The organism is Streptomyces sp. Act143 (genome assembly GCF_003143935.1).
Taxonomy (GTDB): domain Bacteria; phylum Actinomycetota; class Actinomycetes; order Streptomycetales; family Streptomycetaceae; genus Streptomyces.
This window is the reverse complement of record NZ_QFRX01000001.1, coordinates 3803491-3819545: the sequence shown is the minus strand read 5'-3', so window position 1 is coordinate 3819545 and position 16055 is coordinate 3803491. Positions and strand designations below refer to the sequence as shown.

14 protein-coding genes and 1 riboswitch are annotated in these 16055 nt (G+C 70.1%); of the genes, 9 read left to right on the top strand and 5 right to left on the bottom strand.

What is annotated here, in order from left to right:
* Positions 1–218 precede the first annotated feature (218 nt).
* The 8 genes from DI272_RS16945 to DI272_RS16910 all read left to right on the top strand — a co-directional run bounded on the left by DI272_RS16945 (position 219) and on the right by DI272_RS16910 (position 8565).
* Positions 219–926, top strand: coding sequence for a sigma-70 family RNA polymerase sigma factor (locus DI272_RS16945; RefSeq protein ID WP_109496175.1), 708 nt, complete (start codon positions 219–221; stop codon positions 924–926).
* Positions 923–1234, top strand: coding sequence for a mycothiol system anti-sigma-R factor (gene rsrA / locus DI272_RS16940; protein ID WP_109496174.1), 312 nt, complete (start codon positions 923–925; stop codon positions 1232–1234). The genes DI272_RS16945 and rsrA overlap by 4 nt, the downstream gene beginning before the upstream one ends.
* A 108-nt stretch (positions 1235–1342) precedes the next feature.
* Positions 1343–2638, top strand: coding sequence for an HD-GYP domain-containing protein (locus tag DI272_RS16935; RefSeq protein WP_109496173.1), 1296 nt, complete (start codon positions 1343–1345; stop codon positions 2636–2638).
* Positions 2635–3933, top strand: coding sequence for an HD-GYP domain-containing protein (locus DI272_RS16930; RefSeq protein WP_109496172.1), 1299 nt, complete (start codon positions 2635–2637; stop codon positions 3931–3933). The genes DI272_RS16935 and DI272_RS16930 overlap by 4 nt, the downstream gene beginning before the upstream one ends.
* Positions 3934–4038: 105 nt before the next feature.
* Complete coding sequence (locus DI272_RS16925; RefSeq protein WP_109496171.1) at positions 4039–5019, top strand: hypothetical protein; 981 nt, start codon at positions 4039–4041, stop codon at positions 5017–5019.
* A gap of 146 nt (positions 5020–5165) precedes the next feature.
* Positions 5166–5816 (top strand): peptide deformylase, encoded by a 651-nt coding sequence (gene def / locus DI272_RS16920; protein WP_109496170.1) that lies wholly within the window; start codon positions 5166–5168, stop codon positions 5814–5816.
* Between the two features lie 290 nt (positions 5817–6106).
* Positions 6107–7192, top strand: coding sequence for an epi-isozizaene synthase (gene cyc1, locus DI272_RS16915; protein ID WP_109496169.1), 1086 nt, complete (start codon positions 6107–6109; stop codon positions 7190–7192).
* Positions 7189–8565, top strand: coding sequence for a cytochrome P450 (locus tag DI272_RS16910; RefSeq protein ID WP_109496168.1), 1377 nt, complete (start codon positions 7189–7191; stop codon positions 8563–8565). Before cyc1 ends, DI272_RS16910 begins: the two co-directional genes overlap by 4 nt.
* A 19-nt stretch (positions 8566–8584) precedes the next feature.
* Here DI272_RS16910 and DI272_RS16905 read toward each other — a convergent pair whose 3' ends face one another.
* Positions 8585–9550, bottom strand: coding sequence for a helix-turn-helix domain-containing protein (locus DI272_RS16905; protein ID WP_109496167.1), 966 nt, complete (start codon positions 9548–9550; stop codon positions 8585–8587).
* A gap of 236 nt (positions 9551–9786) precedes the next feature.
* Between DI272_RS16905 and DI272_RS16900 the strand changes: the two genes are divergently transcribed.
* Positions 9787–10563 carry a hypothetical protein gene (locus DI272_RS16900; RefSeq protein ID WP_258314586.1) on the top strand — a complete coding sequence of 259 codons (777 nt, stop codon included), beginning with the start codon at positions 9787–9789 and terminating at the stop codon, positions 10561–10563.
* A gap of 12 nt (positions 10564–10575) precedes the next feature.
* Here DI272_RS16900 and DI272_RS16895 read toward each other — a convergent pair whose 3' ends face one another.
* The 4 genes from DI272_RS16895 to DI272_RS16880 all read right to left on the bottom strand — a co-directional run.
* Positions 10576–11589, bottom strand: coding sequence for a ribonucleotide-diphosphate reductase subunit beta (locus DI272_RS16895; RefSeq protein WP_109496166.1), 1014 nt, complete (start codon positions 11587–11589; stop codon positions 10576–10578).
* On the bottom strand, positions 11589–13946 hold the full coding sequence (locus DI272_RS16890; RefSeq protein ID WP_109496165.1) for a ribonucleoside-diphosphate reductase subunit alpha: 2358 nt from the start codon (positions 13944–13946) through the stop codon (positions 11589–11591). Before DI272_RS16890 ends, DI272_RS16895 begins: the two co-directional genes overlap by 1 nt.
* A gap of 121 nt (positions 13947–14067) precedes the next feature.
* Positions 14068–14205: riboswitch (cobalamin riboswitch) on the bottom strand.
* A gap of 45 nt (positions 14206–14250) precedes the next feature.
* On the bottom strand, positions 14251–14751 hold the full coding sequence (locus tag DI272_RS16885) for a GNAT family N-acetyltransferase (RefSeq protein WP_109496164.1): 501 nt from the start codon (positions 14749–14751) through the stop codon (positions 14251–14253).
* 73 nt (positions 14752–14824) lie between these two features.
* Positions 14825–16055: sodium:solute symporter (locus DI272_RS16880; RefSeq protein ID WP_109496163.1), on the bottom strand; the 1231-nt coding region annotated here is incomplete at its 5' end.

Below are 16055 nucleotides of genomic sequence, written 5' to 3'. Positions count from 1 at the left end.
ACAGAAGTGCTGAAGAACCAGCACCGACCGTCGTAGGAGAGGAAGTCCGCCGCATGGGTTCGACCTTCTGCCCGACCCGCAGCAGCCGCGCTGACCTGGACTGGACGGTGCTGCACGCGGGCAAGACCGCGCCTATTCGAGGCGCGGCGGGGACGGGTAGTCGTCTATCCTCCGATTCTGGTGGTACCGGCTTCGGTGCTGCCCGGAATCTTGAGGAGGTGGGTCCGGTTCCCGGTACCGACGCAGGGACCGATCACGGCCAGGCGGAGCAGCCCGAGGGCCAGGGCACGAGCGTGGAGACCAGCACGGACACCAGCACGGAATCCACCGCGGAGCGCAGCGCGCGCTTCGAGCGGGACGCGCTCGAATTCCTCGACCAGATGTACTCGGCCGCCCTGCGCATGACGCGCAACCCGGCCGACGCCGAGGACCTGGTGCAGGAGACCTACGCCAAGGCGTACGCGTCCTTCCACCAGTTCCGCGAGGGCACCAACCTGAAGGCCTGGCTGTACCGGATCCTGACCAACACGTTCATCAACTCGTACCGCAAGAAGCAGCGTGAACCCCAGCGCTCCGCGGCCGAGGAGATCGAGGACTGGCAGCTCGCGCGCGCCGAGTCGCACATGTCGACCGGTCTGCGCTCCGCCGAGTCGCAGGCGCTGGACCACCTGCCCGACTCGGACGTGAAGGAAGCGCTCCAGGCGATCCCCGAGGAGTTCCGCATCGCCGTCTACCTCGCTGACGTAGAGGGCTTTGCCTACAAGGAGATCGCGGACATCATGGGGACACCCATCGGTACGGTGATGTCCCGGCTGCACCGGGGCCGCCGCCAACTGCGCGGCATGCTCGAGGACTACGCCCGTGAGCGCGGACTGGTCCCGGCCGGCGCCGGAGAGTCGAACGAAGTGAAAGGTTCGGGCTCATGAGCTGCGGAGAGCCGCACGAGACGGACTGCAGTGAGGTACTCGACCATCTCTACGAGTTCCTCGACAGCGAGATGCCGGACGTCGACCGCGACAAGTTCAAGCAGCACTTCAGCGAGTGCTCGCCGTGCCTGGAGAAGTACGGGCTCGAAGAGGCGGTGAAGAAGCTCGTCAAGCGCTGCTGCGGCCATGACGACGTCCCCACCGACCTGCGCGCCAAGGTCCTCGGGCGGCTCGACCTGATCCGCTCCGGGCAGGCCGTGCCGGACCACGACATCGCTGCCGCACCGGCCGCCCCGCAGGAATCCTGAACGCACGATCGTCACTCGAACGTGCTAATCCGCGGGTCATAAGCCCGCGGACCTCCCCCTCGCCGCCCTAGGCTCCCGTGCTGCAAGCGCGTGCCCGGGGAGGGGTGTATGGAGGCGATACCCGCACGGGCCCGTGCGTACGTCGGCTGTGTCGCCCTCGCCGCGCTGTACTGCCTGCATCTGCTGCCGTCGGTACGCGCCCCGTGGTGGGCGGTGGCCCTGCTCGCCGCCCTCTACGCCGCCGGCGAGCGGCTCTCCGGCTCGTTCTACCCCGTGCTGCTCGCCGGGGCCTTCCTGCTGCCGCCGCCCGCCGCCGCGCTCGTCGCGGTGCCGGGGGCGCTGCTGTCCCCGGTCGTCCGCCGGCCGCGGCCGGTGCGGCGGATCTGGCGGGCGTCCCAACTCGCCCTCGCCGTCTGGGCGGCGTCCTGCGCGCACTGGGTGCTGGGCGGCCGGGACGCCGTCGTCACCTCCGACTTCCCGTACGCGCTCGTCCCGGCGGGGGCGGCCGTCGTCGCCTTCTGCCTGGTGCTGACGGTGCTCGACGGCGGAATCCTGGCCCTCGCCGAGGGAGTGCCCCTCCGGCCGGCCTGGCGGGGGCAGCTCGTACGCTCCCTCCCGCCGATCGCCGTCCACGGGCTCGCCGGGCTCATGATGGCCGTCCTGTGGCGCAGCCCCTTCGGGCCGGTCGCCGCGCTGCTGGTGCTGCTGCCGATGTGCGTGTCCTGGTGGGCGTTCGCGCAGTACCACCGGGAGCGGGCCGCCCATCAGGCGACCATCCGCGCGCTGGTGCAGGCCGTCGACATCAAGGACGAGTACACGCGCGGGCACAGCGAACGCGTCGGCCAGGCCTCGATGATGATCGCCCGCGAGCTCGGGATGGACGAGGGCCGCATCGAGGTGCTGCGCTTCGCCGGCATCCTGCACGACGTGGGCAAGCTGGGCGTCCCGACCCGGCTGCTGCGCAAGGACGGGCCGCTGACCCCCGAGGAACGCCGGATCATCGAGCTGCACCCCGAGTACGGGCACGAGATGGTGCGGGGGATCTCGTTCCTGGGGGAGGCACGGGCGGCCGTACTGCACCATCACGAGCGGCTGGACGGCAGCGGCTACCCGTACGGGCTGGTGGGCGCCCAGATCCCCGAGTCGGCGCGGGTGGTGGCGGTCGCCGACGCCTTCGACGCGATGACGTCCACCCGGTCCTACAGCCGGGCCCGGCCCGTGGGCACGGCGCTGGAGGAGCTGGAGCGGTGCGCGGGCACGCAGTTCGACCCGCGGATGGTCACCGCTCTCGTCCGGGCGCTGGGACGGCACGGCTGGCATCCCGCGGTCACCGCGGACGAGGCGTCGGCGCGTCCGCCGGAGCCGCGGCGGCCGGTGGGAAGCCGGCCCGGGGTGCGGCCATGAGCGTGGCCGCGCCGGGAGCGGCGCCCGAACCGCGGACCGAGGCGCCGCCGCGCGCGCCCCGGCCGCCGTCCCTGCTCACCCTCGTCCACACCTCCGCCGCCCTCCTCGCCGCCGGCTCCCTCGCCGGCAGCCTCTGGAACGGCCTGGAGGAGCGCGGGGCCGCGCTCGCCTTCGGGGTGCTGATCCTCGTCGGTGAGCTGACCCGGTGGACCGGCGCCCGGGTCAGGGAGGCCGCGCCGATCGGAGCCGCGGGCGCGCTGTCGTACGCGCTGCTCGGGGCGGACGCCGGGCGGGCCACGCAGCACGGGGCCGCCCAGGTCGTCACCGTCGTCGTCGCGGCCGCGCTGCTCGGCAGCGTGCCGCACATCTGGCGCGGCGACCGGGGCACCGCGGACCACCTCGCCCGGCGCGTGCTCAGCACCGGGTTCGCCGCCGTCTGCTTCCAGCCCCTCTACAACCAGGGCGTGTTCAGCGCCTGGGGCGGACCGGCGTACGCGCTGCTGCTGCTCGCGCTGCTCGCCCTCACCGCGCTGTGCGACGCCCTGCTCGCCGCCGCGCTGCGGCACTCCCGCACCCGCTGGCCCTTCGGTCCGCTGCTCCGCGACGAGCTGCGGGCGCTGCTCGGCATCGGGTCCGCTGTCTGCGCGACCGGCGCGGTGATGGCGCTCGCGGTCGCCGTCGTCGGCCTGTGGGCGCTGCCGGTGTTCTGTGTGCCGCTGCTGCTGACCCAGCTGTCCTTCCGGCGGTACGCCGCCGTCCGTGCCACCTACCGGCAGACCATCGCCTCCCTCGCCCGGGCCACCGAGATCGCCGGGTACACCCCCGCCGGACACGCCCGCCGGGTCGCCGCGCTGAGCCGGGCCGTCGGCCGCGACCTGGGGCTGTCCGGGCGCGACCTCACCGTCCTGGAGTACGCCGCCCTGATGCACGACATCGGACAGCTCAGCCTCGTCGACCCGGTCCCGGCGGGGGCCACCGCCGCCCTGCCCGCCGAGGAGCAGCGGCGGATCGCGCTGCTCGGCGGGGCCGTCGTACGGCAGACGGGGGTGGACGGCGCGGTCGCCGTGGTCGTGGAGCGGCAGGCCGACCCCTACCGGCAGCAGCCGGTCGCCGCCCGGATCGTACGGACCGTGAACGCCTACGAGGAGAAGGCGCGGGACGCCGGGCCCGGCGGGCCGCTCACCGCTCTGGAGGAACTGCGGCTGGCGACCGCGGGGGACCACGCGCCCGAAGTGGTGGAGGCGCTGGCCAGGGTGCTGGCGCGCGACTGTCTGACCCTGCCCCGGGGTGGGTAACCCATGGGTAATGAGCGCCCTTCCAGCCGCACGTGGTTGGATGCGAAGGAGAGGGATTCCGGGGGCAGTGGCGAGGTCACTGAGGGCAACTGGCAGGCGGGAATCGTGAGGATCTTCGGCAAAGGACGGCACCGGCCCTCCGCCTCCTGGCGGCAGGCCACCGACCGCGCGTTCACGCTGATCGGCGACGGTCGGTACGAGGACGCGGGCGCGCTGCTGACGCGCGCCGCCGACCTGGAACCGTGGCTGTCCGAGTCCTGGTTCAACCTCGCCCTGCTGCACAAGTTCCGGCACGACTGGGAGCAGGCCCGCGCGGCCGGACTGCGTGCCGTCGCCCTCCTCGACCGCGAGACGGGCGCACCCGACTGGTGGAACGTCGGCATCGCGGCCACCGCGCTCCAGGACTGGCCGCTGGCCCGGCGGGCCTGGCAGGCCTACGGGCTGCGGGTGCCGGGCGGGGCGGCCGACTCCGGGGAGCCGGTCGGCATGGACCTCGGCAGTGCCGCCGTACGGCTGTCCCCGGAGGGGGAGGCCGAGGTGGTGTGGGGGCGGCGGCTGGACCCGGCTCGTATCGAGGTGCTGTCGATTCCGCTGCCGTCCTCCGGGCGGCGCTGGGGCGAGGTCGTGCTGCACGACGGGGTGCCGCACGGGGAGCGGACCACTGCCGCCGGGCACTCCTACCCCGTCTTCGACGAGATCGAGCTGTGGGCGCCGTCGCCGGTGCCGACCTGGGTGGTCCTCCTGGAGGCCGCCACCGAGGCCGACCGGGACGCGCTGGAGCAGCTCGCCGCCGACGCCGGGTTCGCGGCGGAGGACTGGTCGTCGTCGGTGCGGCTGCTGTGCCGGATGTGCTCGGAGTCCCGGATGCCGTCGGACGAGGGCGACGGGGAGCATCTCGACCCGCACGACCACAGCGAGCCGGGGCATCCCGGGCCGCTGGGGCACCGGACGGACGGGCAGCTGTGGGTGCCGGAGCGGGAGTGCGGGGTGGCCGCGCCGGCTTCGCTGGTGCGGGGGCTGCTGGACGGGTGGGTCGCCGACAGCCCTGATTCCCGGGACTGGCGTGATCTCGAAGAGGTGTGCTGACGGATTTCGGGTGCGGCGCCGTGGCTGGTCGCACCCACGCGGCGGAGCCGCACCTTGACACAGCCCAGCGCCCCTGAAGGGGCGCATCCCCTTACCCTGTATCAGCAACTTTCCCCTTGTTTGGTTTTAGGAAGGCATCGTCGGTCATGGCGCAGCAGGACACCGATCAGCAGCACGCGGGCGTGCTCCCCGTGGACGATGAGGGTTTCGTCATCGACACCCAGGAGGCCGAGGAGCGCGAGAACGCCTGGCGTGAGCGCGGCACCTCGCGGCCCATCACGGTCGTCGGCAACCCCGTGCTGCACAAGGAGTGCAAGGACGTCACCGAGTTCGGCGCCGAACTGGACCAGCTGGTGGCGGACATGTTCGCCTCGCAGCGCACCGCCGAGGGCGTGGGCCTGGCCGCCAACCAGATCGGCGTCGACCTGAAGGTCTTCGTGTACGACTGCATGGACGACGAGGGCACCCGGCACGTCGGCGTGGTCTGCAACCCCAAGCTCGTCGACCTGCCCGCCGAGAAGCGCCGCCTGGACGACAGCAACGAGGGCTGTCTGTCGGTGCCGACGGCGTACGCGCCGCTCGCCCGCCCCGACTACGCCGAGGTGACCGGGCAGGACGAGAAGGGCAACCCGATCAAGGTGCGCGGCACCGGCTACTTCGCTCGGTGTTTGCAGCACGAGACCGATCACCTGTACGGGTACCTCTACATCGACCGGCTCTCCAAGCGTGAGCGCAAGGACGCGCTGCGGCAGATGGCCGAGAACGAGCCCCGCTACCCCGTCGTCGCGAACGGCTGAGACCGACTCGGGCCCCACAAGTACCGTCTGCACGGCGTCTGTTCAGGAACCCCTTCCTGAGCAGGCGCCGTGCGTCTGTCCGTCGTACGTTCGATCGCCTGTGCCCTCTTAGTGATCCAGAACCAGTCACACAAGGGGAGATTCTCGGCACTGTGGGGTAGTGAATGGTGCAAATCCGTTCCCAGAACGGTCAGTTGTAGTGCTGAATGGGAAGTGCGGGGATACGCAACGGCGCACGCCCGGTACAGCGGGAGGGGCGTGCGCAACTGGCGGCTGAGAGGGGTTAGTTCGTGCACGCTTTCTCACACGGCACCACATCGACACCGACAGCGGTCGCGGTTCCACCGTCGCTCTCTCTCCCGGTGATCGAGGCAGCGTTTCCCCGGCAACTCCACCCGTATTGGCCCCAGCTCCAGGAGAAGACGCGCACCTGGCTGCTGGAAAAGCGGCTCATGCCGGCCGACAAGGTGGAGGAATATGCCGACGGACTTTGCTACACGGACCTCATGGCGGGCTACTACCTCGGTGCCCCCGACGAGGTCCTCCAGGCGATAGCGGACTACAGCGCCTGGTTCTTCGTCTGGGACGACCGGCACGACCGCGACATCGTCCACGGCCGGACCGAGGCCTGGCGGCGGCTCAGGTTCCGGCTGCACGCGGCCCTCGACTCCCCCGGGGACCATCTGCACCACGAAGATCCGCTGGTCGCCGGGTTCGCCGACAGCATGGAGCGGCTGTACTCGTTCCTGCCGCGTACCTGGAACGCGCGGTTCGCCCGGCACTTCCACGAGGTGATCGAGGCGTACGACCGGGAATTCCGCAACCGCACCGAAGGTGTCGTGCCGACGGTCGAGGAATATCTCGCACTGCGCCGCCTCACATTCGCGCACTGGATCTGGACGGATCTGCTGGAACCCAGCGCGGGCCGCGAACTCCCGGACCGGGTGCGGAAAAACCCGGCCTATCGGCGGGCGGCGCTGCTGAGCCAGGAATTCGCCGCCTGGTACAACGACCTCTGCTCACTCCCCAAGGAAATCGCGGGCGATGAGGTCCACAATCTCGGAATCAGTCTCATCAAACACGAGGGGATGACCCTCAAACAGGCCGTCGGGGAAGTCAGGCGACGCGTCGAGGAATGCATCGACGAATTCATCGTCGCCGAGCACGACGCCCTGAGGTTCGCGGACTCGCTGGCGGACGGAACGGTCCACGGAAAAGAGCTGAGTCACACCGTGCGGGCCTGCGTCGGCAATATGCGCAACTGGTTCAGCACCGTCTACTGGTTCCACCACGAGTCCGGCCGCTACACGGTCGACAGCTGGGACGACCGGTCCACGCCTCCGTACGTCAACAACGAAGCAGCAGGTGAGAAATGACCGTCGAGTCTGTGAAGCCCGAAGCCCCGGTGACCCCGGCGCCCGAGCTTCGTGAACCACCCCTCGCGGGCGGCGGCGTCCCGCTCCTCGGACACGGCCTGAAGCTGCTGCGCGACCCGCTGGCCTTCATGTCGCAGCTCCGCGACCACGGCGACGTCGTACGGCTCAAGCTGGGCCCCAAGGAGGTCTACGCGCCCACCACACCGGCCCTCACCGGAGCCCTCGCGCTCAACCCCGACTTCGTCATCGCCGGACCGCTCTGGGAGTCCCTGGAAGGCCTGCTCGGCAAGGAGGGCGTGGCCACCGCCAACGGCCCGCAGCACCGGCGTCAGCGGCGCACCATACAGCCCGCCTTCCGGCTCGACGCGATACCCGGCTACGGGCCGATCATGGAGGAGGAGGCGCACGCGCTCACCGAGCGCTGGCAGCCCGGGGAGACCGTCGACTGCACCACCGAGTCCTTCCGGGTCGCCGTCCGCATCGCCGCCCGCTGCCTGCTGCGCGGCGACTTCATGGACGAGCGCGCGGAGCGGCTGTGCGTCGCCCTCGCCACCGTCTTCCGCGGGATGTACCGGCGGATGGTCGTGCCCCTCGGGCCGCTCTACAACCTGCCCCTGCCGCCCAACCGGAAATTCAACGCGGCCCTGGCCGATTTGCATCTCCTCGTCGACGAGATCATCGCCGAGCGCCGTGCATCTGGTCAAAAGCCGGACGATTTGCTGACGGCATTGCTGGAGGCGAAGGACGACAATGGCGACCCCATCGGGGAACAGGAGATCCACGACCAGGTCGTCGCCATAGTCACCCCCGGCAGCGAAACGGTGGCGTCCACGATCATGTGGCTGCTCCAAGTCCTCGCGGAACACCCGGAACACGCGGACAGGGTGCGCGACGAGGTTCAATCCGTAACCGGTGGCCGTCCCGTCGCATTCGACGACGTCCGCTCGCTCGCGCACACCAACAATGTCGTCGTCGAGGCCATGCGTTTGCGTCCCGCGGTATGGATATTGACGCGCCGCGCGGTCGCCGACACGGAACTCGGTGGGTATCGCATTCCGGCCGGTGCCGACATCGTGTACAGCCCGTACGCGATCCAGCGCGATCCGAAGTCGTACAAGGACAGCCTGGAGTTCGACCCCGACCGCTGGCTTCCGGAGCGGGCCAAGGACGTGCCGAAATACGCCATGAGCCCGTTCAGCGTCGGCAACCGCAAGTGCCCGAGCGACCACTTCTCGATGGCGCAGCTGTCACTCATCACGGCGGCGCTCGCCACGAAGTACCGCTTCGAGCAGGTGGCGGGGTCGAACGACGGGACCCGGGTGGGCATCACGCTCCGGCCGCACCAGCTGCTGCTGCGGCCGGTCGCGAGGTGAGGGAGCCGGGGCCGGCGGTTCAGGCCGCCTGCGGGCCCCTGAAGGCACGCCGGTAGGCCTGGGGCGTGGTCCCCAGCGCCCGTACGAACTGGTGGCGCAGTGCGGCCGCGGTGCCGAACCCCGTTCGGCTCGCGACCGCGTCCACCGTTTCGTCCGTCCCTTCCAGCAACCGCTGGGCGAGCAGCACGCGTTGCCGCAGGATCCAGCGGTAGGGCGTGGTTCCCGTCTCCTGCTGGAAGCGGCGGGCGAAGGTGCGCGGCGACATGTGCGCGCGGGCGGCGAGCTGCTCGACGGTGACCTCCTCGTCGAGATGCCGCTGCATCCAGACGAGGACCTCGGCGACGGTGTCGCAGGCCGACGCGGGCAGCGGCCGCTCGATGTACTGCGCCTGGCCGCCGTCCCGGTGCGGCGGTACGACCATCCGCCGGGCGATCGTGTTGGCGACCTCGGGGCCCTGTTCCTTGCGGACGATGTGCAGACAGGCGTCGATGCCGGCGGCGGTGCCGGCCGAGGTGATCACCGGGTCCTCGTCGACGTAGAGCACGTCCGGCTCGATGACCGCCCTGGGGTAGCGGATGCCGAGCTCGGTGGCCTGCTTCCAGTGCACGCTGCACCGCCGCCCGTCGAGCAGCCCGGCGGCGCCGAGCACGAAGACGCCGGAGCAGACGCTGAGGACGCGGGCGCCCCGGTCGACGGCCCGGACGAGGGCGTCGAGGAGTGCGGGCGGGTAGTCGCGCACGACGTAGTCCGACCCCGCCGGTACGGCGATCAGGTCGGCCTCCTCCAGCCGCTCCAGCCCGTACGGCGTGCCGACGGTGAGGCCGCCGACGTGCGTGGTGAGGGTCGGTCCCTCCGCCGAGGCCACGGCGAAGTCATAGGCCGGCAGCCCCTCGTCGCTGCGGTCGATGCCGAACACCTCGCAGACGACGCCGAGTTCGAAGGGGTGTACGCCGTCGAGGAGGACGGCGGCGACGTTTCTCAGCATGCTGCCAGTGTGCCTCGGGATTGGCAGTAAATCGAGGTACTGCGGCAGTCCTGCCACTGTCAGGAGTGACGTGCGCCCGTGATGCTTACCTCATGGACGCATTCATCGGATACGTGACCCTGCTGATCCTCTTCGCCCTCCTCGCCGCCCCGGGGCTCGTGGGGTGGGCCCACGAACACCGGATCGACCGGCAGCTCAAGGAGACATAACCTCTCCTGCACCAACAGGGGAGGAACATGAGACACAGAATGCCGGCCGTGGCGGGCGGGGTTGCGGCCCTTACCCTGCTCACGGCCACGGGGGCCCACGCCGAGGGGCGGGGCGACATCCGGGTGACCAACACGGTCGTCAACCGCGGAAGCAACGTGATCATCGGGGTGGCGAAGACCGTCAGGTACCCGATCGCGATCACCGTCAAGGACGACTCGGGCGTCAAGAAGATCACGGATCTGAGCACGTTCAACAGGTCCAACGGCTACGGCTTCATCACCTGGGACGGCGACTCGTCGTGCGTGAAGAAGAGCGCCACGACCTCGGTGTGCACGGGCACGATGACGGTCGACCCCGGCTGGATCGCCGACAGCGACGACATCGACAGCAACAAGGTCGCCGGCGTCTGGCAGGTCAACGCCACCGTCAAGGCCAACGACGGCGACTACTGGATCTCGGACGACATCGCCGAGTACAAGGTCAAGCGCGCCTCGAAGCTCACCACGGACGCCACGCCCGAGCCGGTGGCCAAGGGCGCCAGGCTCACCATCAACGGCAAGCTCTCCCGCGCCGACTGGGAGGACCTGAAGTACCACGGCTTCACCGGGCAGGACGTCAGACTCCAGTACCGCCCGGCCGGCGCCGCCCACTACAGCACGGTCAAGACCGTGCGGACGGGCGACGCCGGGAAGCTGACCACCAAGGTCACCGTCACCTCGGCCGGCAGCTGGCGCTGGTACTTCCCCGGCACGACGACGACCGCGCGGATCGTGTCGGCCGGGGATGCCGTCACGCTGAAGTAGCGTCCGCCGGGATCAGAAGTCCTCGTCCAGGTCGACCGTGCCCTCCACGGCGACCTGGTACGCGGACGGACGCCGCTCGAAGAAGTTGGTCAGCTCCTGGACGCCCTGGAGCTCCATGAAGGAGAACGGGTTCTCCGAGCCGTACACCGGCGCGAAGCCCAGGCGGGTGAGGCGCTGGTCTGCGACGCACTCCAGGTACTGGCGCATCGACTCGGTGTTCATGCCCGGCAGGCCGTCACCGCACAGGTCGCGCGCGAACTGGAGCTCCGCCTCGACGGCCTCCCGCAGCATGTCCGTCACCTGCTGCTGGAGCTGGTCGTCGAAGAGGTCCGGCTCCTCCTTGCGAACGGTGTCGACCACGTCGAACGCGAAGCTCATGTGCATGGTCTCGTCGCGGAACACCCAGTTGGTGCCGGTGGCGAGGCCGTGCAGCAGGCCCCGGCTGCGGAACCAGTAGACGTACGCGAAGGCACCGTAGAAGAACAGGCCCTCGATGCACGCGGCGAAGCAGATCAGGTTGAGCAGGAAGCGGCGGCGGTCGGCCCTCGACTCCAGGCGGTCCAGCTTCTCGACCGAGTCTATCCACTTGAAGCAGAACCCGGCCTTCTCGCGGATGGACGGGATGTTCTCCACCGCCGCGAAGGCCGCCGCCCTGTCCTCCGGGTCGGGAAGGTAGGTGTCCAGGAGCGTCAGATAGAACTGGACGTGCACGGCCTCCTCGAACAGCTGGCGCGACAGGTACAGGCGCGCCTCGGGGGAGTTGATGTGCTTGTACAGCGTCAGCACCAGGTTGTTCGCCACGATCGAGTCGCCCGTCGCGAAGAACGCCACCAGGCGGCCGATCAGGTGCTGCTCCTCGGGGGACAGCTTCGCCAGGTCGGCGACGTCCGAGTGGAGGTCGACCTCCTCGACGGTCCAGGTGTTCTTGATGGCGTCCCGGTAGCGCTCGTAGAAGTCCGGGTAGCGCATGGGGCGGAGAGTCAGCTCGAAGCCCGGGTCGAGAAGGTTCTTGGCTTCGCTGGTCATTACTGGCAGGCCTCGCAGGACTCGGGGTTCTCAAGGGAGCAGGCGATCGCTTCTTCCGAAGTGACCTGCTGCACGGGGACAGTTGCCTGGGCCGCGCGGGCGATCCTCGTCGCCGGGCGCGAGCGCAGGTAGTACGTCGTCTTCAGCCCGGACTTCCAGGCGTACGCGTACATCGAGGAGAGCTTGCCGATGGTCGGCGTCTCCAGGAACAGGTTCAGCGACTGGGACTGGTCCAGGAACGGGGTGCGGGCGGCGGCCATGTCGATGAGGCCGCGCTGCGGGATCTCCCACGCCGTGCGGTACAGGTCGCGGACCTCCTGCGGCACCCAGGTGAAGCCCTGCACCGAGCCGTTGGACTCGCGCAGCGCCTCCCGGGTCTGCGCGTCCCACACGCCGAGCTTCTTCAGCTCGGCCACCAGGTAGGAGTTGACCTGGAGGAACTCCCCCGACAGGGTCTCGCGCTTGAAGAGGTTCGAGACCTGCGGCTCGATGCACTCGTACACGCCCGCGATCGAGGCGATCGTGGCCGTCGGCGCGATGGCGAGGAGGAGGCTGTTGCGCATGCCGACCGCGGTGATCCGCTCCCGCAGCGCCGCCCAGCGCTCCGGCCAGGTCAGCTCGACGCCGTAGTGGTCGGGGTGCAGGACGCCCTGCGCGGTACGGGTCTTCTCCCAGGCCGGCAGCGGGCCGTTGCGCTCGGCCAGGTCGGCGGAGGCCTCGTACGCGGCGAGCATGATGCGCTCGGCGATCCGGGTGGAGAGCGCCTTGGCCTCGGCGGAGTCGAAGGGGAGGCGCAGCTTGAAGAAGACGTCCTGGAGGCCCATCGCGCCCAGGCCGACGGGACGCCACTTGGCGTTGGAGCGGCCCGCCTGCTCGGTCGGGTAGAAGTTGATGTCCACCACGCGGTCGAGGAAGGTGACGGCGGTGCGGACGGTCTCGTCCAGCCGCTCCCAGTCGATGTCGCCGGTCTCCTGGTCGACGAACGCGCCCAGGTTCACCGACCCCAGGTTGCAGACCGCCGTCTCGCCGTCGTCCGTGACCTCCAGGATCTCCGTGCAGAGGTTGGAGGAGTGGACGACATGGCCGGGCAGGGCCGTCTGGTTGGCGGTGCGGTTGGCGGCGTCCTTGAAGGTCATCCAGCCGTTGCCGGTCTGCGCGAGGGTGCGCATCATGCGGCCGTAGAGGTCACGGGCCGGGATGGTCTTCCTGGCGAGACCGGCCGCCTCCGCCTTGCGGTACGCCGCGTCGAACTCGTCGCCCCACAGGTCGACCAGCTCGGGCACGTCCGCCGGGGAGAACAGCGACCACTCGGCGTCGGCGTTCACGCGGCGCATGAACTCGTCCGGGATCCAGTGCGCGAGGTTCAGGTTGTGCGTACGCCGGGCGTCCTCACCGGTGTTGTCGCGCAGCTCCAGGAACTCCTCGATGTCGGAGTGCCAGGTCTCCAGGTACACCGCGGCGGCACCCTTGCGCCGGCCGCCCTGGTTGACCGCGGCGACCGAGGCGTCCAGCGTCTTCAGGAACGGCACGATGCCGTTGGAGTGCCCGTTGGTGCCCCGGATCAGCGAACCGCGGCTGCGGATACGGGAGTACGACAGCCCGATGCCACCGGCGTGCTTGGAGAGCCGGGCGACCTGGTGGTAGCGGTCGTAGATGGAGTCCAGCTCGTCCAGCGGGGAGTCGAGGAGGTAGCAGGACGACATCTGGGGGTGCCGGGTGCCGGAGTTGAACAGGGTGGGGGAGGAGGGGAGGTAGTCGAGGCGGCTCATCAGGCCGTAGAGCGCGGCGACCTCGTCCACGGCACGGGTGGTGTCGTCCTCGGCGAGGCCGGACGCCACGCGCAGCATGAAGTGCTGGGGCGTCTCGATGACCTGGCGGGTGATCGGGTGCCGCAGGAGGTACCGGCTGTGCAGGGTGCGCAGGCCGAAGTAGCCGAAGCGGTCGTCGGCGGCCGGGTCGATCAGCGCGTCGAGGCGCGCCGCGTGGAGCCGTACGAACTCCGCGGTGCGGTCGGCGACCAGGCCCTCGCGGTGGCCGACCGCGACCGACTCGGTGAAGGACGTGACGCCCTGGGAGGCGGCCTCGGCGGCGATGCTGACGGTCAGCAGCCGGGCGGCCAGCCGGGAGTAGGCGGGGTCCTCGGAGATGAGCCCGGCGGCGGCCTCGGTGGCCAGCTCACGCAGCTCCGCCTCGTCGGCCCGCGCGGAGCGGCCCCGCAGCGCGGCGGCGGCGACCCGTCCGGGGTCGGCGTCGGGCAGGTCGGCGGTCAGCTCGGTCAGGGTCCGCAGCAGCGCGGCACCGGGACCGTCGTTCTCCACCTGGACCGCTGAAGCCGGATCGGCTGGCGCGATGGTCACGTGGGGCTCTCCCTCGCTCGGCAAGGGGCCTTGCGGAGGGCAGGGGGCAGCACGAGCGCACGCGGCGTCGCGTCCACCGGCCCACTCCACGAGGCCCGGACGTCATGGACCCGGGCCACGGCGGCCTGGGCACGCTGTCGGCAGGTCCTCGGACTGACTCCCGTACACGCCCAAGGCGTGCACAAGTACACCGTTGCGGGACAGTTCCGGATTCGCACCGGATTCCCCTGCGGCGACAGCGAGCATGAGCATACATCTTGTGCCGGGGCGCGGTGGCACCCCTAGATGTTGTGTCGCGGTGACTTCAGAGCGTCAACTCATAGGTGAGAAGCGTGAAGTCGTCGCCGGGGATCGGCTTCCAGTCGCGTTCCGGTACGCGGACGAAACCGAGACGTTCGTAGATGCGGTGGGCGGCCTGCATGGTGGGCTGGGTGGACAGCACGACGCCCGCGCACCCCGCGCTTCTCGCCCGGTCGACACAGGCCCGTACGAGGGCCTCGCCGGCGCCTCTGCCGCGGGACGCGCGGCTGACGGCGAGCATGCGGATCTCGGCCTCGCCGGGGCGGGCGAGGTCGGCCATGGGGCCGGGGGCGGGGACGAAGGTGACGCTGCCGAGGAGCCGGTCCTGTTCGGCGGCCACGAGGATGTCCGCGGCGGCCGCGCGCTTGGCCACGTCCCGCAGCTCGCCGAGGTACCAGTCGCTCTCCCCGAAGGCCAGAAGCCCGTCCTGGAGGTAGGCCTGGGCGGTGATCTCGCCGAGGGTCTCGTATTCGGTGGGGTGCGCTGCCCGGATCACGATGTCCATGCGGGTGAGTCTGCCCGACCGGCACGACGACGGGCCGCCGGATTTCCCGACGGCCCGCTGACGGTCGTGACACTCAGTGCGAGGTGCCTGCCGTGGCCGGCGGCAGCTCCACCTGGACGCCGGGGTCGCCCGCGTCCGCCGTGTAGTCCTCCGGCCTGGTCTCGTCGATGCCGTCGGGGGCCTTGACGGCCTTCAGGACGAAGGTCAGGACCACGGTGACGACGACGTTGAGCACGAAGGCCGTGAGGCCGATGTAGCCGATCTCGCCGATGCCCGGGATCTCCTTCGCCGAGCCGCCGAAGTGCTTCTGGGTCGGGGAGGCGACGCCGTACGCGGCGACGGTGCCGTAGACCATGCCGACCGCCCAGCCCGCGAGCAGCGCCCAGCGGTGGAACCAGCGGGTGAACAGGCCGCCGACCAGGGCCGGGAAGGTCTGGAGGATCCAGATCCCGCCCAGCAGCTGGAAGTTGATGGCGACCGTCTTGTCCATGGTGAGGACGAAGACGAGCGCGCCGACCTTCACCAGCAGGGACACCAGCTTGGAGACCTTGGTCTCCTGCTGGGGCGTGGCGTCCGGCTTGATGAAGTCCTTGTAGATGTTGCGGGTGAACAGGTTCGCCGCCGCGATGGACATGATGGCGGCGGGCACGAGCGCGCCGATGCCGATTGCCGCGAAGGCCACCCCCGCGAACCACGCCGGGAACATGTTCTCGAAGAGCTGCGGGATCGCCAACTGGCCGTTGGTGACCTTGACTCCGGCCGCGATCGCCATGAACCCGAGCAGCGCCAGCAGCCCCAGCATCAGCGAATACAGGGGCAGGATCGTGGTGTTGCGGCGGATCACCTCACGGCTCTTGGAGGAGAGCGTCGCGGTGATCGAGTGCGGGTACATGAAGAGCGCGAGCGCGGAGCCCAGCGCCAGCGTGGCGTACGTCCACTGCCCCGGCTCGGCCGGCGTCAGCGCACCGCGCGGGGCGCCCGTCGCCGGGTTGGTCTGGCTGTAGGCCTCGCCCGCCTTGGCGAAGATCTCGTCGAAGCCGCCCAGCTTGATCGGGATGTAGATGATCGCCACCGCGATCACGATGTAGATCAGCGTGTCCTTGACGAACGCGATCAGGGCGGGCGCCCGCAGACCGGACGAGTAGGTGTACGCGGCCAGCACACCGAACGCGATCAGCAGCGGCAGGTCCTTGACGAACCAGTTGGTGTTCTCGCCGCCGCCCACGCCCATGACGTCCAGGACGGCCTGGATGCCCACCAGTTGGAGGGCGATGTAGGGCATGGTCGCGAGGATGCCGGTGACC